A 23,969-nucleotide genomic window follows, 5' to 3' on the forward strand; every position below is an offset into this window, starting at 1 on the left:
TCTCTATCGGTACTTTGCTGGAGGCAGCCTCGAAAGCCGCGAGGGTAGAAATCGTAAAACGAAATATTTTATTACAAAGCGGATGCCATGAAAGGGGTAGCCGTACGAATACGGACTTATTTCAACAGGGCAAGGCAGGACGGTCGGAAATCCGCAAAAAGCCGAAGCCAATAGTGAGGGGCGCAGGGCAAATCGGGACGATCGGCCCGATTTGCCGATATCCAAGGTCAGATCCCGGAGAGTCCGACAATGTTGTAGCCGGCGTCCACGTAGAGGATTTCCCCGGTGATGCCGGACGCGAGGTCGGAGCAGAGGAACGCGGCGGCGTTGCCCACTTCTTCGATGGTGACGTTCTTGCGCAAAGGCGAGGCTTGTTCGCCCTTGGCCAGCATCTCGCGGAAATTGGCGATGCCGGAGGCGGCGAGGGTGCGTATGGCGCCTGCGGAGACGGCGTTGACGCGGATGCCTTCCGGGCCGAGGGATGTTGCCAGGTAACGGACACTGGCTTCGAGGCTGGCCTTGGCGATGCCCATCACGTTGTAATTCGGAATCACCCGCTCGGCGCCGAGATAACTCAGTGTCAACAAAGAGCCGTTGCGGCCCGCCAACAGCTTGCGGCCGCCTTTCGCGAGCGCGGCGAAGCTATAGGAACTGATGTCGTGGGCAATGCGGAAGTTTTCGCGGGTTACCGAGTCGAGATAAGAGCCTTCCAGGGCTTCGCGCGGGGCGAAGGCAACGGAATGGACGATGCAGTCGAGGCCGTCCCAGCGTTTGCCCAATTCGTCGAAAAGCGTGTCGATCTGCTCGTCGCTCGCCACGTCGCAGGGCAGCACGATTTTGGCGCCCAAGTCCTCGGCCAGTTTTTCGACGCGCTCCTTGAGTTTGTCGTTTTGATAGGTCAGCGCGATTTCCGCCCCCTCGCGCCGCATGGCCTCAGCGATGCCGTAGGCGATGGAGCGATTGCTGGCGACGCCGACGATAAGAGCACGCTTGTCTTGCATGAAGCCCATTTTGGATCTCCGGTTTCGTCTGAAATGGCGCGAAAGTATCCGCCAGAGGCCGAATACTGTCCAGTCGTATCCCCCGCGGTGATCGTTCACCCGCAACACGGCCGGCGATGAGACTATCGCACCGCTCGCTCGCGTATAATGGCCGCTTATGGCAATTAGACAAGAATCGGTACGTCCATTTCTCGGTATGGCGAATTCCATCGACGGTTTTTTTCCGGCGCGTCTACGCCTTCCTCGCTTGCTCCGGCCTGCCGCGATTCTCCTCCTCGCTTTTCTGCTCGCCTCCTGCGGGAGTCCCTTGAACAATCCTTATCCGGCAGGGGACAAGGGCAGGAACATTCTTTATACCTCCTTCACCGAGCGGCCCAAGCACCTGGACCCGGCGCGGGCCTACGTTTCCAATGAATACGAAATCATCGCCCAGGTTTACGAGCCGCTGCTGCAGTACGCCTATCTGAAACGGCCTTATCAGCTCGAGCCGCTGACGGCGGAAGCTTTGCCGGTGATCACCTATTTCGATGAGGATCGGCATCCGCTGCCGGATGATGCGCCGGAGGGTCGGATCGCGTACAGTGAATATGATATTCGCCTTCGTCCGAACATCCTGTTTCAGCCCCATCCGGCATTCGCCAGGAACGGCGATGGGAGCTTTCGCTATCACGCTCTGACCGAAGACGAATTGTCGAAAATAAGCACGATTACCGATTTTGCCGAAACCGGCGCCCGAGCGCTGACGGCCGAGGATTATGCTTATCAGATCAAACGCCTGATGCATCCCCGGCTGCATTCGCCCATCGCCGAGATGATGAAAGGCTATATCGTCGGTCTCAAGGAGACGGGCGAGCGGATGGCGAAGGATTTCGAAAGCCGGTCCGATAAATCGGAGTTTTTCGATATTCGCGGCTACACCGTCGAAGGCGTCGAGGTTGTCGACGCTCTTCGCCTGAAAATCCGTCTCCACGGCAAGTATCCCCAATTCCGCTTCTGGCTGACCATGCCGTTCTTCTCTCCTCTGCCGTGGGAGGCGGATGCGTTCTACGCTCAGCGGGGCCTGATCGAAAAGAATATCACCCTCGACTGGTACCCGGTCGGCACCGGTGCCTACATGCTGGTGGAGAACAATCCGAACCGGCGCATGGTGCTGCTGAAGAATCCCAATTTCCACGATGAGTTCTATCCGGCCGAGGGCGAGCCGGAGGATGCCGCAAGGGGCTACTTGAAGGATGCCGGGCAGAAGCTGCCGTTCATCGAGAGGGTGGTATTCACTCTGGAAAAGGAAACCATTCCTTATTGGAACAAATTCCTGCAGGGCTATTACGACGCTTCCGGCATCGCTTCGGACAATTTCGACCAGGCCGTTCAGTTCACCGGGCAGAGCGAGGTCGAATTGACGCCGGAGATGAAGGCCAAGGATATCCACCTGGAAACGGCTGTCACGACGACCATTTACTACATGGGCTTCAACATGCTCGATCCGATCGTGGGCGGCCTGGACGAAGCCAAGGCCAAACTCCGCCGAGCCATCAGCATCGCGGTCGATTACGAGGAATTCATCGCCATATTTCTCAACGGCCGCGGCGCTCCGGCCCAGGGCGCGGTACCACCGGGCATTTTCGGCCATGTCGAGGGCCGGGACGGGATCAATCCTTACTTGTACGACTGGGTGGACGGCGCACCGCGCCGCAAGAACATCGAGGCCGCGAAAAAACTTCTGGCCGAAGCCGGCTATCCCAACGGCATCGACGCCAAGAGCGGCAGGCCCCTGGTGCTTTATTTCGATACCGTGGCACGGGGACCCGACAGCAAATCGGTTCTCAACTGGTACCGCAAGCAATTCGCCAAGCTGGGCATTCAGTTGGTGCTGCGCACCACGGATTTCAACCAGTTCCAGCAGAAGCTGTTGAACGGCAATGCCCAGATTTTCATGGTGGGCTGGAACGCGGATTATCCGGACCCGGAGAACTTCTTCTTTCTGCTGTACGGCGAGAACGCAAAGGTGGGCAAGGGCGGCGAGAACGTGGCCAATTACGCCAATCTCGAGTTCGACCGCTTGTTCGAACGCATGCGCAATATGGATGACGGGGAGGAGCGTCTCCGTATCATTCAGGACATGCAGGAGATTGTGCGGCACGATTCGCCCTGGATTTTCGGTTATCACCCCAAGGCATTTTCCCTGTACCACGACTGGTACCGCAATCTCAAACCCAATCTGATGGCCAACAACGGGCTCAAGTACCGGCGCGTCGATGCCGGGCAGCGGGAGCTCAAGCGGGCGGAGTGGAACCGGCCGGTTTATTGGCCGCTGGCTGCCGGGTCGGTGCTGCTGGTCGCGGCTATCGTCCCGGCTTATTCCACCTACCGACGACGCATGAGGTCCACCGCCTTATGATCCGCTATATCATTCGCCGCTTGCTCTATGCCCTCCCTCTGCTTCTGGGCGTGAACATCCTGACCTTTCTGCTGTTCTTCGTGGTGAATACGCCCGACGACATGGCGCGCATGCATCTCGGGGAGAAACATGTTACCCAGGAGGCGGTGGAGGCCTGGAAGCACGAACGCGGCTACGATTTGCCGCTGTTCTGGAACGACCGGGCGGAAGGCGCCGGGAAAGTGACCCGGACGATCTTTTACCAAAAGTCGGTGGGGCTGTTCATGTTCCGCTTCGGGCGTTCGGATAGCGGGCGCGAAATCGGCGCCGACATCCGTCAGCGCATGTGGCCTTCACTCGCTATCGCGATGCCTTCGCTCATCGTCGGACTTTTGGTCCACATCAGCCTGGCCCTGCTCCTGGTGTTTTTCCGGCTGACTTATCTGGAGTTCTGGGGCATCGCCCTCTGTGTGGCGCTGATGTCCGTTTCGTTCCTGTTCTATATCATCGGCGGGCAATATTTGCTGGGAAAACTGCTGCAGCTTACGCCGATCTCGGGTTACGACTCCGGAATCAACGCGATCCGTTTCCTGATCCTGCCCCTGGCCATCAGCGTGGTCGCCGGCATCGGTTCCGGCGTGCGCTGGTACCGGACCTTGTTTCTGGAAGAAGTGGAGAAGGATTATGTCCGCACCGCGCGGGCCAAGGGGCTGTCCGAGCCTCAGGTACTGTTCGGGCATGTGCTCAAGAATGCCATGATTCCCATTCTGACCGGGGTGGTTGTGGTGCTGCCCCTGCTGTTCACCGGCAGCCTGATCACCGAATCGTTCTTCGCCATTCCGGGGCTGGGCAGCTATACCATCGATGCCATCAACCAGCAGGATTTCGCCATCGTGCGCGCCATGGTGTTCTTGGGCTCCGCGCTGTACATCCTCGGCCTGCTGCTGACCGATCTTTCCTATACGCTGGTCGATCCGCGGGTGAGGCTGGGTTGAGCCATGTTGAAACTGCTCTGGACCGACATTCTATTCTTCATCTTGCTGGCCGGATTCGGTGTACTGGTCTTCCGGGCCAGGAATCGGGAACATTTGCGCCGGCCCTGGCGAAAGGTGGCGCAGAGCCGGAGTGCCATGGTGTCGCTGGTGGTTTTGCTCGCTTACCTGTTCATCGCCGTAGTGGATTCGATTCATTTCCATCCGCGAATCGAAGGCGAGAACGGCCAATATCAGGGCGAGGTGATCAGTCTGTTGGACAGTTGGATGACCCCGATCCGGACACGCGTGGAAAAAACCTATTCGGCGCCCTTTTCATCCTATGCCTACGCCAAGGAAATGATCAGCCGGCCGGACGGTACGGAAGCCTGGGACTATCCCCGCTTGCAATACGGGGGCGCGCACCTGGGAGATCCGGAGCGGGAAGCAACGGCCGATATTTTGGCGACCGGTGCGAAAGGGTTGATGGAGGGCGCTCTGGCCTGGCTCGTGGCGACTTTTTCCGTGATCGCCTGGCGCAGTCGCCGGGAGGGTATCGGTCTCGGCGAAAGCACCAAGCACATCGCCTGCGGCCGAACCGAAGTTCCGTGGCGGGCCGTCTTGCTGACGCTGTTCCTCATTTTGGGATGCGGCGGCATGCTCGGCGAACTGGGACTGCGCTACCACGTACTGGGCACGGACAAAGTCGGCGAGGACGTGTTCTACCAGAGCCTCAAGAGCATCCGGACCGGACTTTTGATCGGGACCCTGACCACTTTCGCCACGCTGCCGCTGGCTTTGGGATTCGGCATCCTGGCCGGCTACTTCCGCGGCTGGGTCGACGATGTTATCCAGTATCTTTACACCACGCTCAATTCCATACCCGGCGTGTTGCTGATCGCCGCGGCCATGCTCATTATGCAGGTGTACATGGCCCGGCACGAGGAGGACTTCGCCAGTCTGGCCGTGCGGGCCGATTTCAGGCTGCTGTTTCTTTGCCTGATCCTCGGCATGACCAGCTGGACCGGCCTGTGCCGCTTGCTCAGGGCGGAAACCCTGAAGCTGCGCGAAATGGAATACGTCCAGGCGGCGCGGACGCTGGGCGTGAAGCAGGATTCGATCCTGCTGCGGCATATCCTGCCCAATGTGTTCCATCTGGTGCTGATTTCGGTTGCCCTGGATTTCAGTTCGCTGGTATTGGCCGAAGCCGTGCTGTCCTATGTGAACATCGGCGTCGATCCCACCATGGAAAGCTGGGGCAACATGATCAATGGCGCCAGGCTCGAATTGGCGCGGGACCCGGCGGTCTGGTGGTCTCTGGCGGCCGCGTTTCTGTTCATGTTCACCCTGGTGCTGGCCGCCAATCTTTTCGCGGACGCGGTGCGGGACGCTTTCGATCCGAGGCGGGCGGAGTAATGTGTCCATCGGTGCTTGGGGGAGGAGAGATTTGAACGCGGCTTCTGAAGTGTTAGACGCGAAAACTCGGCCGGACGCTGCCGGTGCGCTTTTGTCCGTATCCGATCTTCACGTGAGTTTCCGCCAGGGGACGGAGTTGGTTCCGGCCGTCAGCGGGGTATCGTTTCATATCGACAAAGGCGAAACGTTCGCGCTGGTGGGCGAGTCGGGTTCGGGAAAAACGGTCACGGCGCTCGCGGTACTGAGATTATTGCCCCACAATGCGCGAATCACGAAAGGCCGGGTCATGCTCGGAAGCACCGAGTTGTTCAGGCTGCCGGAATACGCCATGGGTGCCATCCGGGGCTTACGGATCGGCATTATCTTCCAGGATCCGATGAGTTCGCTGAACCCGGTCATGACAGTCGGGCGGCAAATCGGCGAGGTTTTGCGTTTGCAGCGCGGATTGCAGGGCAGGCCGGCGAGAAATCGCGCGCTGGAACTCCTGGATCATGTGGGATTGCCGAACCCCGAGCGGCATCTCGACGAATACCCCCATCAGCTCTCCGGCGGCATGCGGCAACGCGTCATGATCGCTATCGCCTTGGCCGGCGAGCCGGATCTCCTCATCGCCGACGAGCCGACCACCGCTTTGGACGTAACGATTCAGGCACAAATCCTGGAACTTCTCGAACGTTTGAAACGCGATAGCGGTATGGCGCTCTGGCTGATCACCCACGATCTCGGCATCGTCGCGGAACTGGCCGACCGCGTGGCCGTCATGCAGGCCGGCAAGATCGTGGAACAGAGCGGCCGCGAAGGGTTTTTCGAAAAGCCGGAGCACCCTTACAGCCGCGAGCTGTTCACGGCCATGCCCCGCTTGGACGCCTGCCTTGCCCGCCCCGAGACACATCATTCGGATCCGCTGCTGGAGGTGGAGGACCTCAAGGTCCATTTCCCGATCAAGCGCGGCATTTTTCAGCGGACCGTGGATTATGTGCGAGCGGTGGACGGTGTTTCGTTTTCGGTGGCGCAGGGCGAGACCTTGGCACTGGTGGGCGAGTCGGGATGCGGCAAGACGACCCTGGGCAAGGGAATTCTCAACCTGATCGGGCATTCCGGCGGGCGAATTCGTTTCGACGGCGCCGATATCAGCGGGCTACGCGGCGAGGAAAGGCGGAAACGCTACGCCGAAATGCAGATCGTGTTTCAGGACCCGTACTCTTCGATGAATCCGCGCATGATCGTGGGCGATATCGTCGAGGAGGGATTGCTCGCCCTGCATCCGTCGATGGGCGAGCACGAACGGCGCGAACGGTCGGAGGAATTGCTCGAGGGCGTCGGCTTGCCGAAGGATGCACGCTTACGTTATCCGCACGAATTTTCCGGCGGACAGCGGCAGCGCATCTGCATCGCGCGGGCACTGGCCGTCGACCCCAAGCTGATCGTGTGCGACGAGCCGACCAGCGCCTTGGACGTGTCGGTTCAAGCGCAAATATTGAAACTGTTGAGGGATCTGCGTGACCGTCGCGGCCTCAGCTATCTGTTCATCACTCATGATTTGGCCGTCGTGGCCGAGCTGGCCGACCGGGTGGCGGTCATGCACGGGGGCAAGATCGTCGAGATGGGGGCGACTCAGCAGGTTCTTTTCAAGCCGGCTCATCCTTACACCAAACGCCTGCTGGAAGCCGTGCCGAAGTTGAGAAAAGGGTAGGCATGGTTTTTGTCCGATTTCCATGTGCCGGTGAACGGAACGAGATGTGCCGCGGCCGCTCGGCTGAAACGAAAAGCCGGGCGTGGAGCCCGGCTGAATGCAATCGACGGCAGGTATTCGTTTAATGCTGAACCGCCGGCAAAGCGCGAGGATCGCCGCTGGCGTCATTGAGACAGCCGGGCTGTTCGAATCCGGCCGTGACGCCGTCGTTATTGCCGTTGTACTGGTCGAGAATGATGTTGTCAGGGCGATCGGGATCGCCGGATACGCCGCCGACACCCTGCATCTGATCCAATTTCAGGTGCTTGCGGACGCGCCATGCGATGTTGTGGTCGGCACAGGACGTGTCGCCGCTGACACCCACGGCACCGATGATCCGTCCTTTCTTGTAAAGGCCCAATCCGCCCCCGAATACATTTACGCCACCGGGACGCTTGCCCACCATCGGGTCATTCGCTTGACCGTAGTGTTTCGGATTGCCGCCGTAAGCGACGTCCGGGTTCACCGGATTGCTGAACTGGAGGCCGTACAAACTGCCGCCGAGCATCGTTTCCGCATTGGCGCCGGAGGTTCCTTGCGCGGCCGAATAAAGGTTGCCGGTGGAGAGTGCCAGGCTGTCGAGGCTGAACGCATTGGCCGTATTGGCTTTCTGGGCGGAAATCACCCGGCTGCCGGGCCACTGGGAGCCGCGGTCGGTTCCGGAGAAAGCGACGGCGCACACGACGCCATCCCGATTGACGATAGTGCCCCACATGTCGAAATCCAATCCGCTGCTTTCGCCGGCAACGGCGGCGGCAAGAGCATACTTCAGCTGAGCATGCGAGGGCAGATTTTCGCATCCCGCCCGGCCGGCTGAAGGTCCCGCCATGGCCTGGGTGGAAGCCAGCGCTGTTCCCATCCCCAAAACGATTATTATTTGTCGTGCTAACTTCATAGCAGAGTACCGTCCGTTTATTGTAGTGTTGAATGTCGAGTGAATACATCGAGTCTGCCCGTAGCGGGCTGGCGGCCCACGGGCAGAGTCCAACGAATCCTCGAAAAACCTGAAGTGCAAATCACGGCAAGCTATGAACCGTCTTCACAACAGGGAAAGGAGTTCTCGGGAGCTTCGCCGACATTGGATCTTCGGAGAGAAGAAAGCATGAATCGCGCCACATCAGTTGCCGGCGATTTAGAAGCGCCTCCAAGTCTTGCGAGACGCGACGTTTTTTATGAATTCATGGTTTTGTCATGGGGCATGCAGCGGTAAGTCGACTACTAGGTGTTGCCGTTGTAAAAAAAAGTGACACTTGTCGTTTCCGATTGGACGAAAGGGGCTCGTCCCCGGGGCGGGTCGAAGTTCGTGGCCAATAACTCTTGGCACATTTATAGGATTTTCATCGACTTAAACTGTCAAAATTTTTACAAAACGGAACGGATCGGTCAGCGCCAGAATACGCCATTCGGCAGCTTTCCGGACTTTCCGGTCAGCCGGCCTTCGCCCGCTAGATGCAGCAGTTCATAAATCGCGGCAGCGGCTTTTTTCTCGCCTTCGCCCCAAATCCGGACTCTTCCTTCGCAGTAATGGCGCCGCAGACTGCCTTGTACCCGTTCGTCGGTTTCCCGCGTTAGCGGTACCACCTTGCGCCAAACGGCGTCCGACTCGCAAATCGATTTTTTAGCCGTGTCCGCCGCCTTCAGAAACCCGGAAAGAACGTCTTCGTGCGAGTTGGCCCACCTTTCCCGGAAAACATAGCCGAGACTCGGCAGGTCGGCGCTTATGCCCAAACCTTGAAGAATGCCGCGCCCGTCAGTGACGCGACGATAAGCTTGCGCCTCCAGCTTGGCGGCGAAATTCCAGTAATTCAGGACGGCGTCCAGCTTGCCCTGCTGCAACTGTAGATTGAGCAGCGGCGGCGCGCCGAAGACTTGGTTAGTGGATTGTTCGAGGTCCAGTTTATAGTGTCTTTGAGCCAGGGCACGCAGCAGCAGCCAGTTCTTGTCCAGACCGCCGCCTGCGATACCGAGCCGCTTTCCCTCGAGGTCGCCGACCGTGCGGATGGGCGAATCGGCGGGCACGACCAACGCCCCATGATTGCTGGAATAGGGCAGAAAAGTGACATCCGTGCCCCGGCTGCGCTGATTGGCCACCCAGATCCAGTCGGAAACGATCAGATCGACGCTTCCTCCCTGCAGGGCGACTTTTCCCGCTTCTGAGCTGGCGAGAGGTGTCGTTTCCATGGTGATCCCCTGCGCTTTGTCCAATCCTTCCTCCTGTATGACGGCGAGTTCCCAGTTGAGCGTGCCGAAGGCGAGCATGCCGATCCTGATCTTTCGATCGTCGGTTTCGGCCAAAACGTGACCGGCGGTAATAAGCGCAAGGAAAGCCGAGATGATAATTTGCATACGCATGTTGTTTGATCCGATGCTTGAAGAGAAAGGATTTCGAGGCCCGCGCAATTCTCCACTAGTCGGCCAGGCCGAATCGGGACCGGTCATCGCCCCGACGCCTCGCACAGAATGTTCGCCAGCTTGGGACCGTTGACGGCAGTGCAGTATTCGCGTTCGACAAGGGCTCTTCCGGCTCGTCCCAGTCGGGCACGAAGATCCGGGCTATGCAACAGTTCGAGCAAGGCGGTTCTCCATTCCGACTCGGTGGAGGCGAGAAAGCCGTTGGTGCCGTGTTCGACGATTTTGAGATTCGCCCCGACCGGCGAGGCGACCACGGGTTTGTGGCAGCCCATATACTGGATGAGTTTATAGCCGCATTTGCCCCGTTCCCAAGGCGTATCGGATAGAGGCATGATGCCGATGTCAAATCTTAGGATATCGTCCACTTCGGTTTGTTCCGACCAGTGGCGATACTCGACGTCGAAATCGGAACTCTGCAAATCCGCGGTTCCCGCACCGATCACTATTATCCGTACCGGATGGTACCGTGCGATCGCCGAAAAGACCTCGGTCAAGCTTCGCAGGTATTGCGCCGTGGTGGGTGAACCGATCCAGCCGATGGTGAAGACTGCACCCGGATCGGATGGATTCTGCGGGTACCGGCTCAAGTCAATCGAAGTCGGGACGAGTTCCACGCGTGCGGCACCGGCCGCCGTCGCCCGTGCGGCCAGATATTCGCTGCCCGCGATCACGGCTTTGGAATGGCGCATGACACGGTCGATCTTGTCGCCCAGGATCCTGCGGATGGCGGGATTGGCATGATAATCGTAGCGATGAAAGATGGCATCGTCGTAATCGACGACATAGGGAGTTCCCGCACGCGCCATGGCGGTTTCGGCCCAAGCCGGAAGCCAGGGCAATGCCTCCGCTTCGATCCAGATCAGGTCGTAAGCGCGTATTCCCGACAGGGATGCGATCCGCCGCCCGTAGCCGCCGAACGCGTGGCGCAGGGATTTTCCCCCTCCGGCATAGAACCGTTCGAGATAGGCATCCTTAAAAAAGGGTGCCACCCTAAACCTGAATCCCCGGCTTTCGAGATAAGGCAGATACTGATACGAGCGGAGCCGACTGCTGGCCCCGAGTTGGCCGTATCGACTTAGAAGCAAAACTTTCAATTACTTATCGATGCGTCTGGCCCAAACCGTCATCCTTGCGGATTGGCCGAGCCGACTCAGAAGCAGGGCCAGAGGATAAAGAGGCAGGTTGAAAATATCGGGGCGCCGTTTGAGGAACCGGGAAACGCTCGAATGAGGCCATTTGTCTTCGATGAGATAGGCCGTACTCGCCACCAAATCGGTCATCACTTTCTGGTAAAGAACCTTCTCGATGCGCCAACCCGTGGCATTCAGCAGGGCTTCCAAGGTCTCAGGGGTGAAGTGGTACAAATGGGCGGGCAAGTGCAAGGGGTACCATCGTTCCCGGAACCAGCCGAGTTGAAAGCAGGCCGCGTTGGGAACCGAAATGGCCAGACAGGCATTTTTCCGGGTCCAGCGATGCAGTTTGTTCAGCGCGAGCACGGGATCGTGAAGGTGTTCCAAAACCATCCAGCCGACCACGAGATCGAATCGTTCGGCGGGGTCAGGCGCCGATTCCAGGCTTCCGCAATGAACGGAAAAGCCTGCATCCTGGGCATTTTTCGCCGCCGTCGGTGAAAATTCGATGCCTTCGACCTGCCAGCCCTTGCCCGCCATGCGGGCCAGAAAGCCGCCCGAGGCGCAGCCGATTTCCAGCATTCGTCCCGGTTCCAGCAGGGGCAGGGACAGGCTGTGAGTTTTCAGGACACTTCTCGCGAATGCCTTGACGGCGTTCACCGCCGTTTTGAAACGGGAATCGGCAATGCGGGTTCCGGCGTAAGGTCCGTAAGTCTCGGGATAGTAATAACCGATGGTGTCCGCCGTCGGTCGCGGATCGGTTCTCAACAGTCCGCATCCGAAGCATCGGACCACGGAATACGTGCCGGGCAGATCGTGCAGCCGATCCCTGCCTTTCAAAACCCATTCGTCGCGGCTTTCGCAGCCCATGGGGCAAGGGTTCTTTTCGAGAACGACGGAATCCGGTGTATCAGGTGTCATGGCTTAAGCCCTGAAGGACAATGGATTTGTATCGATGATTAGAGATTCGCGTTATGGGGCAGTCGGCCGAATGGGCTTAATTTTAACCTGATTTTGACGGTCGCCAGCGCTGATACATTAGTACAGGCGATTGTGATTGCACTGGCAATGGCCGCGCCCATGGCGCCGTGTTCGTCGATGAGGTAGAGCGTCAAAGGCAATTGTATGGCCAAGCCGCCGCCCATGAGCCATGTCGCTTCCTTTTGATGGCCGGTCATCGTCAGCAGAATGGTTCCGAGGCCGGTCAGGGCATGGAGGGATTTTCCCGCCACCAGGATCAGAAGCAGATGGTAAGCCTCGACGAATGACGCACCAAAAACGCCGAGAATGTTTTCGCCCATCGCCGCAATGAGCGAAGCGGCAGCCAAGACGAACAAAGCGTTGCCCATCGAGGTGATTTTCAGCAGGCGACTGAAGTCCGGTATCGATCGATTGTTCCAGTGTGCCGCAAACAAGGGGGCGGTTACGCCATAGGCCACAACCAACCCGAAGGATGCGAAGTCGGCGATTCTCGCCGCTACGGCATAAGAGCCGGCTTCCCCCGTGCCCACCAACGATCCGATAAGCAGGATATCCAGTTGGCTGATGAGTAGTTGCAGCCCGACGAGGAAGAACATAGGAATGGCCATGTTCAGCCATTCTTTTTTTCGATAGGTCGGCAAGCTGTCGGATACCCCTTCCGGCAACGATTGCCTAAGCCATGCGCTGCCCAGCAGGAAGTTGGCCATGGTCACGGACAAACTGATCGACATCGCCGTCACGGGATCGACGGCCTCATGAAGCCAAAAATAAGCCGCTGTGAGAAGAACTATCACGAGCACCGGGCGAAGGAGATTTTCCGGTAGTTCGGCGAAACTGACTTTGAGCAGGCCGCGCAGAATGCCCACGCGCAATTCGGATAGTGCCAGGAAGGGCACGTGCAGGAGAGCCAGAATGAAGACTGACCGGTGCAGGTCATCCATGTCGTTTTTCAACATCCAGCCGATGATCGTCATGACCAGCCCCGTGGCCAGGCAAGCGGCGAGCGTGCTGCGTGTGGCGAAGGTAGTGAGGCCCCGAAGGGCACCCCAGTCTTTTTGCGAGTTGTAAATCGAGATGTAGCGGATCGAAGTTTGTACCATGCCCAATTGCGCAAGCCAGGATAGAACCGGCGTGAAGGCGAGCGCGTAAACGAATAGCCCGTAATTTTCGGAACCCATGAGTCGTGCCGTCACCGCCTGAGCCATGAACGACAGGCCGATTCCGAGTGCTCGGATGCTGAAAGCGCCCATCGTGTTACGGGCGAGATGAAATAAGCTCCGGTCTCCCGTGAGCCTGGGTTTAGCGATCATGAGTTCGACAGAGTCCGAAAGACGTTTGAGCGGACGCGTTACCGGTGATTTTCTCGGTTGCGGCATGAAGGCGGCGGGGCGCCGATTCTGCACCGATCGGGCTTGTGCCATCGGTTATTATACTGCGCTTTCTCTTAAGTCTTTCTTGGCGAATTCCCGGCGAAATAGCCGATCCGCCGACCGCACGAAAAGACGATGTTCCACTTTTCCAGATCACTGAGCCAAGCCATTTTGAAGAAAAGAATTCTATTTTTCGTTACCGAAGACTGGTTCGTCTGCTCCCATTGGCTGCCCCATGTGACCGCCGTCCGCGACGCGGGCTACGAGGTCTACGTGGTGACGCGCGTGCGGCAGCACCGGTCGATTATCGAGGCGCGAGGCGTTCATGTCGTTCCGCTCGAATTGTCGCGGCGCGGGCACAATCCGATTGCGGAACTCCGCATGATCGCCGATTTGATCAAGATTTATCGGAAAATTCGGCCCGATCTGGTGAAAAATGTCGCCATCAAGCCGGTGGTGTACGGTACCCTTGCCGCCTGCTTCAGCCGTCCGCGCGCTGTTGTGAATTACATGGCCGGTCTCGGCTGGCTGTTTACCTCGGACAGCGCCAAGGCGCGCTTGCTCCGCCCGGTGATTCGTGCCGTGCTGGCTAGGCTCCTTTCAAAGGGGCATGTCATCGTGGAAAACCCTGACGATTACGCACAGATGATCGGCTTCGGCTTGCCGGCCGCCCGCTTGAGCCTGATTCGGGGTGCCGGAGTGGATCTTGGAGCATTCAGCCCGGCGGAAGAGCGCGATGGAATACCCTTGATCGTCTTGCCGGCGCGCATGTTATGGACCAAGGGGGTAGGGGAGTTCGTGACCGCGGCCGAGCGGTTGCGCGCCGAGGGCGTCGCGGCGCGATTCGCCCTGATAGGCGATCCCGATCCCGACAATCCGGCATCGGTTTCTATAGCTCAGCTGCAAACCTGGAAACGGAAAGGGAGCATCGAATGGTGGGGCCGACGGGAAGATATTCCTCAAGTACTGGCCAAGTGCCATATCGTTTGCTTGCCCTCCTATCGGGAAGGTCTCCCCAAGGCGCTGCTCGAAGCCGCCGCCGCGGGTAAGCCCATCATCACCACCGACACGCCGGGCTGCAGGGAAGTGGTCCGTCACGGCGACAACGGGCTACTGGTCCCGGCACGAGATGCTTACGCCTTGGCCGAAGCGCTCAAAACGCTGATCGAGGATCGGGCACGGCGCGAGCGTATGGGGCGGCGCAGCCGGGAAATCGCGGAGACCGAATTTTCCTCGGAAAAGATAACCTCGGAAACTTTGGACCTGTATAACGCCGTGCTTTCGTGAGCGGTGGACACCGTCTTGGAAATCAAGACACAAGTCACGGGCCGAGCGGCGTAATGTCACGGAGGGATTCGCGACTTACAGCGGCACCGTCATAGGCCGGCAATCCCTTGCCGGCGAAGCCGTCTCGTCAGGGGCGCTCTTAATTTCCCGCCACTGTCATCTTCTCGAGCAAAATAGATCCGGTTCGGGTATTGCCCCGCAGGTCCACATCGTTTCCGACCGCCTGCAGGTTCATGAACATGTCCTTCAGGTTGCCCGCGATGGTGATTTCTTCGACGGGGAACCGGATCTCTCCGTTCTCCACCCAGAATCCGGATGCGCCACGTGAGTAATCGCCGGTGACCGGGTTGACGCCCTGGCCCATCAGCTCGGTGACGAGAAGTCCCGTATTCATGCGTTTCAGCAAGCCCTCCAAATCGAGTTCGCCGGGGTCGATGACGAGATTGTGTACGCCACCGGCATTGCCGGTGGTTTTCATGCCGAGCTTGCGGGCCGAGTAGGTGCTCAACACGTAGGATTCGAGTATGCCGTCCCTGACGATGTGGTGAGGTCTGGTCCGAACGCCTTCGGCGTCGTAGGGGGCGCTGCCCAAGGCTTTCTTGATGTGCGGCTCCTCGCGGATCTGCACGAAGGCTGGGAAAATCGGCTTTCCCAGATGGTCGAGCAGGAACGACGACTTCCGATAGAGATTGCCGCCACGGATGGCTCCGATGAAATGGCCGAGCAGGCTGGACGCGATATCCGCCGCGAATACCACCGGACATTGGCGGGTGCTCAGCGAACGTGCGCCGAGCCGTTTCACCGTGCGCTCGGCGGCCTTGCGTCCCACCAGTTCGGGCGCTTCGATATCTTCGGCGTCTCGCGCCACGGTCCACCAGTCGTCCCGCTGCATGCTGTCGCCCCTTTGGCCGATCACCGAACAGCTCAGGCTGTGGCGGCTGGACGCATAGCCGTGCAGGAATCCCAGCGAGTTGCCGAGGACTCTCAGGCCTTGAAAGGTGTTGAGGCTCGCGCCTTCGGAGTTGACGATTTCCGGATGGTAGTGGCGTGCAGCGTTTTCGCAGCCGATGGTCAGGTTTATCGCGGTTTCCGCATCCAAATCCCAGGGATGGTAAACATCGAGGTCGGGAAACTCGGTGGCGAGCATGTCCGAATCGGGCAGCCCCGCATATTCGTCCTCGGCCGCGTACTGGGCGATCCGGCAGGCGGCCTGCACGGTTTCCCGCATCGCTTGCGCTCTGAGGTCGGTAGTGCTGGCCGAACCCTTGCGCTGCCCCACGTAGACCGTGACGCCGAGTCCTTGGCTGCGATGGTGTTCGATGGTTTCCACTTCACCCATCCGCGCGGTGACGGAAAGGCCATGCTCCAGACTGACGCCGGCTTCCGCCGAGGTGGCGCCTTGCCGTCGGGCTTCCGCCAGGCAATCGGATACCAGGGATTTCAGTTGTTCGAGTTGTTCTTCTTTACGTGCGAAAGTTGTGGGTTCCGGCACGGATAGCTCCTTACATTCGTTAAATCGTTTTGGGTAAAAGTTGGATGCGTGTGACGCGCCCGGCGCCGTCAAAGCAGCTTTCGACACCGATACGGGCAAGCCAAGCTAGGAATTCCACCGGGACAGCATCAATCCATCTTGAGCTAAACCCGTGTCCCACCCACGGTCAGCCCATCCACCCTCAAAGTCGGCTGGCCGACGCCGACGGGTACGCTCTGGCCGTCTTTCCCGCAGGTGCCGACGCCGGTATCGAGCTCCAGATCGTTGCCGACCATGCTGACGCGGGTCAGGACGTCGGGGCCGTTGCCGATCAGGGTCGCGCCTTTGACCGGGCGGGTGATTTTTCCGTCTTCGATCAGATAGGCTTCACTTGCGGAGAACACGAATTTGCCCGAGGTGATATCGACCTGGCCGCCGCCGAAATTCTTGGCGAACAGCCCTTTTTTCACCGAACCGATGATTTCCTGCGGATCGTGAGATCCCCCCAGCATGTAGGTATTGGTCATGCGCGGCATGGGCAGGTGGGCATAGGATTCGCGGCGGCCGTTGCCGGTGGGTGCTGTGCCCATCAGTCGGGCGTTGAGCTTGTCCTGCATGTAGCCCTTGAGAATGCCGTTTTCGATCAAAACCGTACACTGCGTCGGTACGCCTTCGTCGTCGATATTGAGCGAACCGCGGCGGCCGGGCAGGGTGCCGTCGTCGACTACCGTGCAAAGCGGCGAGGCCACGCGTTCGCCGATGCGGCCGGCGAAGGCCGAAGTGCCTTTGCGGTTGAAATCGCCTTCCAGGCCGTGGCCTATGGCTTCATGGAGCAGAACGCCCGGCCAGCCGGGTCCCAGGACCACGGTCATGGTGCCCGCCGGGGCCTCGATCGCATCCAGATTCACCAGGGCCTGGCGCACGGCTTCCCGGGCGTATTCCATGGCCCGGTCTTCTTCCAGGAAGAAGCGGTAATCGGTGCGGCCGCCGCCGCCGCTGCTACCTTGCTCGCGACGCCCGTTTTCCTGGACGATCACGCTGACGTTGAGCCGAACCAAGGGACGTACATCGCCATAGAGCGCGCCGTCTTGGCCGATGACCAGAACGACTTCGTGGCTGCCGGCAAGGCTCACCATGACCTGCTCGACGCGCGGGTCGAGTTTTCGGCATGCTTCGTCCAGGCGCTTGAGGATGGCGATTTTCTCTTCCTCGGGCAGCGACTGAAGCGGATCTATCGGCAGATAGAGCTGGGGCGGGCGCACGATTCCGGAAATCTCCCGTTTGCCCTCGCCGCCCTCGCGCGCGATGGCTCGCGCGTTCGTGGCGGCCTCGAGCAAGGTCGGAAGTGCAATTTCGTCGCTGTAGGCGAATCCGGTTTTCTCGCCGGACACGGCGCGTACCCCGGCGCCCTGTTCGATGCTGTGGCTGCCTTCCTTGACGATACCGTCTTCCAGCATCCAGGACTCGAACCGGGTGGATTGAAGATAGACGTCGGCGGCATCCACCGATGCGCTCAATAGCTGGCCGATGACGCGTTCGATATCGCCGCCCATGAGGCCGGCCGGCTCCAGCAGGGTTTGCCGGGCGATTACAAGAGGATCGTGATTCATAACCTAGGTGTAACAAATAAGCGGGTGATGGGCGCTAGCCTACACGCCCCGTCCGTCAGCGGCAACGCAGTTTGCGATGGGTCAGGGCGGGAAAGGCGGCCCGCACTTTCTGCAGCCGGTCGGGGTCGAACTCGGCGGTCACCGCGCCGGCGCCCTGAGGAAGGACGCCGAGCACTTGACCCCAAGGGTCCACGATCATGCTGTGACCGAAGGTTTCGCGGCCGTTGACATGAAATCCGCCCTGGTTGGCGGCGATCGTGTAGCACAGGTTTTCGATCGACCGGGCGCGAACCAGAGTCTCCCAGTGGGCGGCACCGGTTTGGGCGGTAAAAGCCGAAGGAACGACGAGAATGTCCATGCCGACCTCCGCCATCTGCCGGAACAGCTCGGGAAAGCGTAGATCGTAGCAAATCGAAAGGCCGAGCCTTCCGAACGGAGTGTCGAGGACCAGCGCCTCGCTGCCCGCGTCTATGGTATTGGACTCGTGATACTTCTCTTCAGTGCCCGGAACATTGACGTCGAACAAATGGATCTTGTCGTAGCGGCCCGCTCGATTGCCCTTGTCGTTGTAAACGAGACAGGCGGCCCGGACTTTGTCGTTGCCGGCGCGGATCGGCATGGTGCCGCCGACCAGCCAGACCTTCAGCCGCTCCGCGGTTTTCGCCAGAAAATCCTGGATCGGGCCGGACCCGTCGGTTTCGGCAACGGCCAGTTTGTCGGTTTCGGATTGACCCATGATGGCGAAATTTTCCGGGAGTACGATCAGGGCGGCACCCGCGGAAGCGGCTTTTTCGATCAGTCGCCCCGCTTCGATGAGGTTGGCGCTGACATTGGGGCTGGAAGCCATCTGGATGGCGGCGAAAACCGTTTTACTCATTCGTTTCTTTCTCCGTTTCGGTCCCAAAACCTGATAAATCTTTCATGCCGCTCCAGGCCCGGTCGAGGATGTCGAGCGGCATGTTGCTGCTGATTTTGGTGATTTGCGGTTCGTCCCAACTACCCTTGACGGCGTAGTGAGTCGCGGTAATGCTGTCCACTTCCTCGCCGACCAGCTGCTGTGCCAGAAGCACGGCGGCGCCGACTGCGGGTCCGCCGGCCAAGGCGCCGGCAATGGGCAGGGCAACGCTGGTGTGGGGTATGACGGTGACGATCTGATCCAAATCTCGCGTCACCAGTCCGGCACGGCCGTTGATGACGATTTTGGCGGGAACGGCATCGATTAGAAAACCTTTCGTTACGGCTTGACCCCCGCCGAGCTGAAAGGTTCCCAGGACGTTGTCGTAGGCCAAGCCCTTACCGAACAGGTCGCTGAAATCGAAAGATAGCCTGCGCCACAGTGTGTCCAAGTTTAACATACCCAGCACCCGCCCGAATCCGGGCTCGATCTTGAGAATTGCCCCCTTGCCCAGCTTCATCCGGATGTCGCCGGCAACGCCGGCAGGCGAAAATTGCTGGGGCGCGCCCAGCCAGGACACGCGAAAATCAATGTCGGAAGGCGTGTCCCGAACTTCGCCGCCGTAACCGACGCCGGCCAGCAGATCTCCCAGATCCTCGACGCGGATTTTCCCCGCGAGATGCGTGCCCCAGGTTTTGTCCGCCGAGCGCGTCCAGCGGCCGTGCATATCGAAGCGATGATTCTCGGTCCCGCCTTCGAGTGTCTTTATGATCATGCCATGAGCGCGCCGCTCCGTCCGGAGCGTCAACGGTCCGAGATCGGCGTTCCGCCAAAGCAGGCGCTTGGCGTTCAGGGTAATATTCGGCAGGACGGACGGATCGATCGACCCGGTGTTCGCCGGTTTGGTTTCAGCACCGTCCCGTTTCGGCAATCTGAGGTGTGCCAGATCGAAAACGATGGAATTGTCGGTAGCTTTGAAGGTTCCTTTGCCGAAAGTACAGTCTAGATGGCCCTGCCAGTCCCGGTCTTCACGCACCATGTCGAGGCTCAGGGGACCCAGGCCTTCTCCGTTCCAGTAGATGTTTTCGACGTTCAGCTCCAGCATCCGCAACAGAGCGTTGCGGCGCGGCTCGTCGGGAGACTCGGGCAGCAGCCGGCGCCATTCGCCGGCGTCGAGTTCTTCCAATTGGGCAAGAATGGCCAGGCCGGGCTCCGGCCCGAGCGGCGGAAGCAGTCTGCCGATGGCCAGATTGCCGCTTTCCAGCACGATGCCGTCGGCGGGTTTCGAGAAACTGAGCTCCGCCCTGATCGCCGGCCCATAGCTGAGTCTTAGCGGAATTCGGGTTCCGGCGCGAACGTCGGTTTCGAGATAGAGATCTTTTCTGGTTTTTTCCCGTTTTCCGAACGGTGCAGGCAGGTTCAGGGCCAAGCCGCTCATCGTGGAGGACAGCGACAGAAGCAGCGGTTCATTTTCGGTATCGAGCGAGTCCGGGATCCGCAGATCGAGCTCGTAATCGGTAGCGCCCCGGGCGAAACGCCAAAGACTGTTCGGGAACTGTTCCCGGAGGTCGGACACGCCGATTCGTCCCCTGATCTCCACCGCCGTCTCGACTTTCTCGCGGGAGATGCGAATCTCGGCGGAATGGCCGAACACCGAGGCGCGAATGGCGTCGGCGCTCAACCCGGTACGGGTAAAACGCAGAGGACCGTTGATTCGCTCCAGTTCCAGCCCGGCATCCACGAGGCGAAGCTTTGCATTGTTGAATTCGGCTTTACCTTCGATCGTGATATCGCCCAGTTTCCGATCCAGCGGAACGGTCAAGTCCAGTGAAATCTCGGTGTCGCCGGCGGTGCTCACGAATTTGCCCAGCTTCGCGGGGAGCTCGCGCAGGGGAGAGTGGGCGAGGAAATCCAGAACATCGGGCACCGCCGCTTTAGCGCTTCCGTTCAATTTCAGCCAAGGCGCAGACCTGAGGTCCTCGGCTTCGGCGTGCGCCTCCACGATTTGGCCCCGGCCGATTCGGCCATTGCTCGAGTCGATTTCCATGCCCGGGCCGCGGAATCGTATTCGGGCGTCGGTTTGGGTCAGCGGCGGCCAGTCCGGATGAAACCGAAGGGCGAGGTTGTGCGCCTCGATCGAGGATTCGAATACGCCCTCGTTCCGGTAAAACGGAAAATCAGCGATCGCCCCATGAAACAGAAGCTGGGTGTTGCCGAACTGCCCACCGATGAGAGCGTGCTCCAGCCACTGCGATGTTTTGGGAATGACGGCGAAAGGCAGGTAGTTCTTGACGGTAGCCACATCGGTCTCGCCCACCTGCATCCGAAGATCGAGAAACGGGGAGGTCTTCGGGTCTTTCGGCAGCACGATGCCGAAGCGGCCGCGTGCCGCAAGATCGGCGTTCTCGACGAAAAACGAAGGTGATGAAATCCACCAGTCGGCGTCGGTTTGCCGCCAGAAGAAATCGCCCTTGGCCTTATTCAAGGTGATCGGATTCTTTAGTCCCAGCGCGTTCGGCCGGAGCTGCCCGTTTTCGGCGGAAACCGATAGCCTGCCGGTCTCATCGGTGCCGCACAGCTCTCCGTTCAAGCCGGAAACCCCCGGAAGCGACCGCCAGGCGTTTGCGCCGAAATTTTCGAATGTCCCGCACAAGGCGGCACGCTTGCCTAAGGCCTCATCGGCAGCGAAAAAAAAGCGGACATTGCGCGCGGAACCGCGTGGTGCCAACGCTCTTAGAACGGTCCCGGCGTTTTCGTCGAGCAGCGGAAGCGCGTGGAATGCGGTGTTGATATCGCCGAGTTCGAGGTAGGAAGCCGCAGCTCGTATGACGGACGGGGTACCGTCGGTGCCGCGGGTGAGGGCGAGCGCCAGGCGGGTCTTGGGCCAGGCCCGGGTCAGCGCCGGTCTGAAGCGATGCAAATCGAGGCGCCAGCCGTCGTTTTTCCGCTGCCAGCGGAACCGGCTCTCGATGGCGGACAATGCGAGCCGGCTTTCGGTATTGACGTCTCGACGGAGCGCGAATACCGGCTTTGCCAGCTCGAAATCCCCTGCGATTGAATCCAGCCTGCCGGCCCAGTTCGCCCAGATTCGGAAATCCGCGATGCCGGATATCACCGAGAAATCCGGTTCGGGCAGGGCGCCGGCTATTCGAGCGGTATCGATGCGAGTTCCTTCGAGATAAACCTTTCCGGACCATTCCCCCGCCTGAAACAGATCGCCTTGCGCATCCAAGGTGAACCGAAAGTTTCGGCCCAGCGTTCGGGGTAGGGCGATATCGGCACCGAGCTTGTGTTTTCCGTTCCGGTTGACGAGCCGGATGTTCGCCCGCCCCAAGTGCAGCGGCGTATCGCTACTCCTGAAGTCCAGCCAATCGAGATCGCAGTTCAAGAGTTCGAAACGGCCGTCGGCCATGAGCCAGGCCGGCGGTTGATCGCGTACATGCAAGCCGAGAATGCCGATGGTGCCGTCCTGCCTGCGCCGGATCGAGAGTTTCGCCCCGACGATCTCCATGCGGCCGAAACTGGGTTGGCCGGTGAACAGCGTGCGAAGCGGGTCGAAGTCGACACGGATCGTGGCGAATTTGATCGCCGGGCGGCCCTCCGCGTCGAGGATATGGAAACCGTTCAGAGAAAACCGGGGATGGAAGCCGTGCAGCCGGGCGGACAAATTTTCGATACGGACGGTTTCGCCGATCAGGGAACCGATCTCGGCTTCTATGAGATGGCGATAACTCGACACGTCGGGAAACAGCCACCAGCGTAGGGCCGTAATCGTCAGCGCCAGAACAACGATAAAGCAGAGACCGATATACAGCGCCGTTCGTCCGGTGAAACGAATGACGCTTTTCAAAAGAAGGGGCTACAGCAAGACGACATCGTATTGCTCCTGGGTATACTGCGCCTCGGCGCGGAACTTGATGCGAACACCTAGGAACGTCTCCAGCTCCGACAGGGTGTCGGCCTCCTCGTCCAACAATTGCTCGACGACCTCGTTGGACGCCAGCACGAGGAGTTCCTGAACATTATATTGACGCACTTCGCGAATGACTTCCCGGAAGATTTCCATGCAGACCGTTTCCGGTGTTTTCAGCACACCGCGCCCGCCGCATGCCGGACACGGTTCGCACAGGACGTGCTCCAGGCTCTCGCGGGTGCGTTTGCGGGTCATCTCCACCAATCCCAGCGAAGAGACCTCGCTGATGGTGTTTTTGGCATGGTCCTTTTCCAGGCTTTTTTCCAGTGCTTGCAGGACTTGCTGCTTGTGATCCTCGTCCCGCATGTCTATGAAATCGATGATGATGATGCCGCCGAGGTTGCGCAGCCGCAATTGGCGGGCGATGGCTTGGGCCGCCTCCAGATTGGTCTTGAAGATGGTTTCTTCCAGGCTGCGTCCGCCGACGAAGGCGCCGGTGTTGACGTCGATGGTGGTCATCGCCTCGGTCTGGTCGAACACCAGATGGCCCCCGGACTTGAGCATGACGCGGCGCTCCAGGGCTTTCTGAATTTCATCCTCGACGCTATAGAGATCGAACAAAGGCCGTTCCCCGGCGTAGTGTTCGACGAGGGATGCCAGTTCCGGGACGAATTCCTTGGCGAACTTGACCAGGCGCCCGAAAGTTTCACGGGAATCGACCCGAATCTTTTCGACCTTGGCGCAATGCAGATCGCGCAAAACCCGCATGCTGAGAGGCAAGTCTTCGTGGAGCAAGGTTTTCGGCCTGACGGTCTTGATCCGCTGCGCGATGGAGTTCCAGAGCTTGAGCAGGAACAGCATGTCGTTGCGCAGCGCGGCTTCCTCGATGCCTTCGGCGGCGGTGCGCGCGATGAACCCGCCGGTGGCATGTTCTTTCTGAAAGGTTTCGATGACGGAGCGCAGCCGCCCCCGTTCCTGCCCGCATTCGATGCGTTGCGAAACCCCGCAGGCGCGGCTGTAGGGCATGTAGACCTGATATACCGACGGGATGGCGATTTCGGTGGTGAGGCGCGCACCCTTGGCGCCAATCGGGTCCTTGACCACTTGCACGACCACTTCCTGCCCGTCGTGAAAAATGAGCTCGATCTGATCGGTCGGCGTTTTCTCCCGATCGCTGGCGCCCAGGTCCGAGATGTGCAGAAATGCCGCACGCTCCAGCCCGATGTCCACGAACACCGCCTGCATGCCGGGGAGCACCCGGCAAATCTTGCCCTTGTAGATATTGCCGACCAACCCTCTGCGGCGAGTTCGTTCGACCAGGACTTCCTGCAGAACGCCGTTTTCGACGATGGCTACTCGCGTCTCGCGCGGTGTGACGTTGATGAGAATTTCGTCGCTCATGC

At 59.6% G+C, this 23,969-nt stretch carries 16 protein-coding genes; 5 read left to right on the forward strand and 11 right to left on the reverse strand.

The genetic code is table 11. From position 1 onward, the window contains the following. Positions 1-227: 227 nt before the first annotated feature. A complete protein-coding gene (locus tag sS8_RS24030; RefSeq protein WP_119631993.1) occupies positions 228-1,010 on the reverse strand; it encodes an enoyl-ACP reductase FabI in 783 nt (260 codons plus the stop codon). A 187-nt stretch (positions 1,011-1,197) separates the two neighbouring features. Between sS8_RS24030 and sS8_RS24035 the strand changes: the two genes are divergently transcribed. Genes sS8_RS24035 through sS8_RS24050 form a run of 4 tightly spaced genes read left to right on the forward strand, consistent with a single transcriptional unit; the run spans position 1,198 to position 7,458 of the window. Next, complete coding sequence (locus tag sS8_RS24035) at positions 1,198-3,399, forward strand: ABC transporter substrate-binding protein (RefSeq protein ID WP_119631994.1); 2,202 nt, start codon at positions 1,198-1,200, stop codon at positions 3,397-3,399. Next, positions 3,396-4,373 (forward strand): ABC transporter permease, encoded by a 978-nt coding sequence (locus sS8_RS24040; RefSeq protein ID WP_119631995.1) that lies wholly within the window; start codon positions 3,396-3,398, stop codon positions 4,371-4,373. Before sS8_RS24035 ends, sS8_RS24040 begins: the two co-directional genes overlap by 4 nt. A 3-nt stretch (positions 4,374-4,376) precedes the next feature. After that, positions 4,377-5,765, forward strand: a complete 1,389-nt coding sequence (locus sS8_RS24045; protein ID WP_119631996.1) for an ABC transporter permease — start codon at positions 4,377-4,379, stop codon at positions 5,763-5,765. A gap of 31 nt (positions 5,766-5,796) precedes the next feature. After that, the gene (locus sS8_RS24050; RefSeq protein WP_232020416.1) at positions 5,797-7,458 is read left to right on the forward strand and encodes an ABC transporter ATP-binding protein; all 1,662 of its coding nucleotides are present in this window, start codon (positions 5,797-5,799) and stop codon (positions 7,456-7,458) included. 121 nt (positions 7,459-7,579) lie between these two features. Here the strand turns inward: sS8_RS24050 and sS8_RS24055 are convergent, their stop codons facing one another. From sS8_RS24055 to sS8_RS24075, 5 genes are all read right to left on the reverse strand, one after another. Further along, positions 7,580-8,356: a heme-binding protein gene (locus sS8_RS24055; protein ID WP_232020681.1), complete on the reverse strand. Its 777-nt coding sequence runs from the start codon at positions 8,354-8,356 to the stop codon at positions 7,580-7,582. Positions 8,357-8,880: 524 nt separating this feature from the next. Continuing rightward, positions 8,881-9,849: an ABC transporter substrate-binding protein gene (locus sS8_RS24060; RefSeq protein ID WP_119631999.1), complete on the reverse strand. Its 969-nt coding sequence runs from the start codon at positions 9,847-9,849 to the stop codon at positions 8,881-8,883. Positions 9,850-9,932: 83 nt separating this feature from the next. After that, the gene (locus sS8_RS24065) at positions 9,933-10,994 is read right to left on the reverse strand and encodes a glycosyltransferase family 4 protein (protein WP_197716615.1); all 1,062 of its coding nucleotides are present in this window, start codon (positions 10,992-10,994) and stop codon (positions 9,933-9,935) included. A gap of 9 nt (positions 10,995-11,003) precedes the next feature. Next, the gene (locus sS8_RS24070) at positions 11,004-11,960 is read right to left on the reverse strand and encodes a class I SAM-dependent methyltransferase (protein ID WP_119632001.1); all 957 of its coding nucleotides are present in this window, start codon (positions 11,958-11,960) and stop codon (positions 11,004-11,006) included. Between the two features lie 38 nt (positions 11,961-11,998). Continuing rightward, positions 11,999-13,270, reverse strand: coding sequence for an oligosaccharide flippase family protein (locus tag sS8_RS24075; protein ID WP_232020417.1), 1,272 nt, complete (start codon positions 13,268-13,270; stop codon positions 11,999-12,001). 291 nt (positions 13,271-13,561) lie between these two features. Between sS8_RS24075 and sS8_RS24080 the strand changes: the two genes are divergently transcribed. Then, positions 13,562-14,677 (forward strand): glycosyltransferase family 4 protein, encoded by a 1,116-nt coding sequence (locus tag sS8_RS24080; RefSeq protein ID WP_232020418.1) that lies wholly within the window; start codon positions 13,562-13,564, stop codon positions 14,675-14,677. A gap of 139 nt (positions 14,678-14,816) precedes the next feature. On the opposite strand, the gene pmbA is transcribed toward sS8_RS24080, so the two are convergent. From pmbA to rng, 5 genes are all read right to left on the reverse strand, one after another. After that, positions 14,817-16,169, reverse strand: coding sequence for a metalloprotease PmbA (gene pmbA, locus sS8_RS24085; RefSeq protein WP_119632004.1), 1,353 nt, complete (start codon positions 16,167-16,169; stop codon positions 14,817-14,819). Positions 16,170-16,312: 143 nt separating this feature from the next. After that, positions 16,313-17,758 carry a metalloprotease TldD gene (gene tldD / locus sS8_RS24090; protein WP_119632005.1) on the reverse strand — a complete coding sequence of 482 codons (1,446 nt, stop codon included), beginning with the start codon at positions 17,756-17,758 and terminating at the stop codon, positions 16,313-16,315. A 55-nt stretch (positions 17,759-17,813) separates the two neighbouring features. Further along, positions 17,814-18,635 (reverse strand): carbon-nitrogen hydrolase family protein, encoded by an 822-nt coding sequence (locus sS8_RS24095; RefSeq protein ID WP_119632006.1) that lies wholly within the window; start codon positions 18,633-18,635, stop codon positions 17,814-17,816. Further along, complete coding sequence (locus tag sS8_RS24100) at positions 18,628-22,503, reverse strand: YhdP family protein (RefSeq protein WP_119632007.1); 3,876 nt, start codon at positions 22,501-22,503, stop codon at positions 18,628-18,630. Before sS8_RS24100 ends, sS8_RS24095 begins: the two co-directional genes overlap by 8 nt. 9 nt (positions 22,504-22,512) lie before the next feature. Next, entirely contained in the window at positions 22,513-23,967 is a 1,455-nt protein-coding gene (rng, locus tag sS8_RS24105; RefSeq protein ID WP_119632008.1) for a ribonuclease G, read from the reverse strand. Positions 23,968-23,969 lie beyond the last annotated feature (2 nt).

The organism is Methylocaldum marinum (genome assembly GCF_003584645.1).
GTDB classification, from domain to species: domain Bacteria; phylum Pseudomonadota; class Gammaproteobacteria; order Methylococcales; family Methylococcaceae; genus Methylocaldum; species Methylocaldum marinum.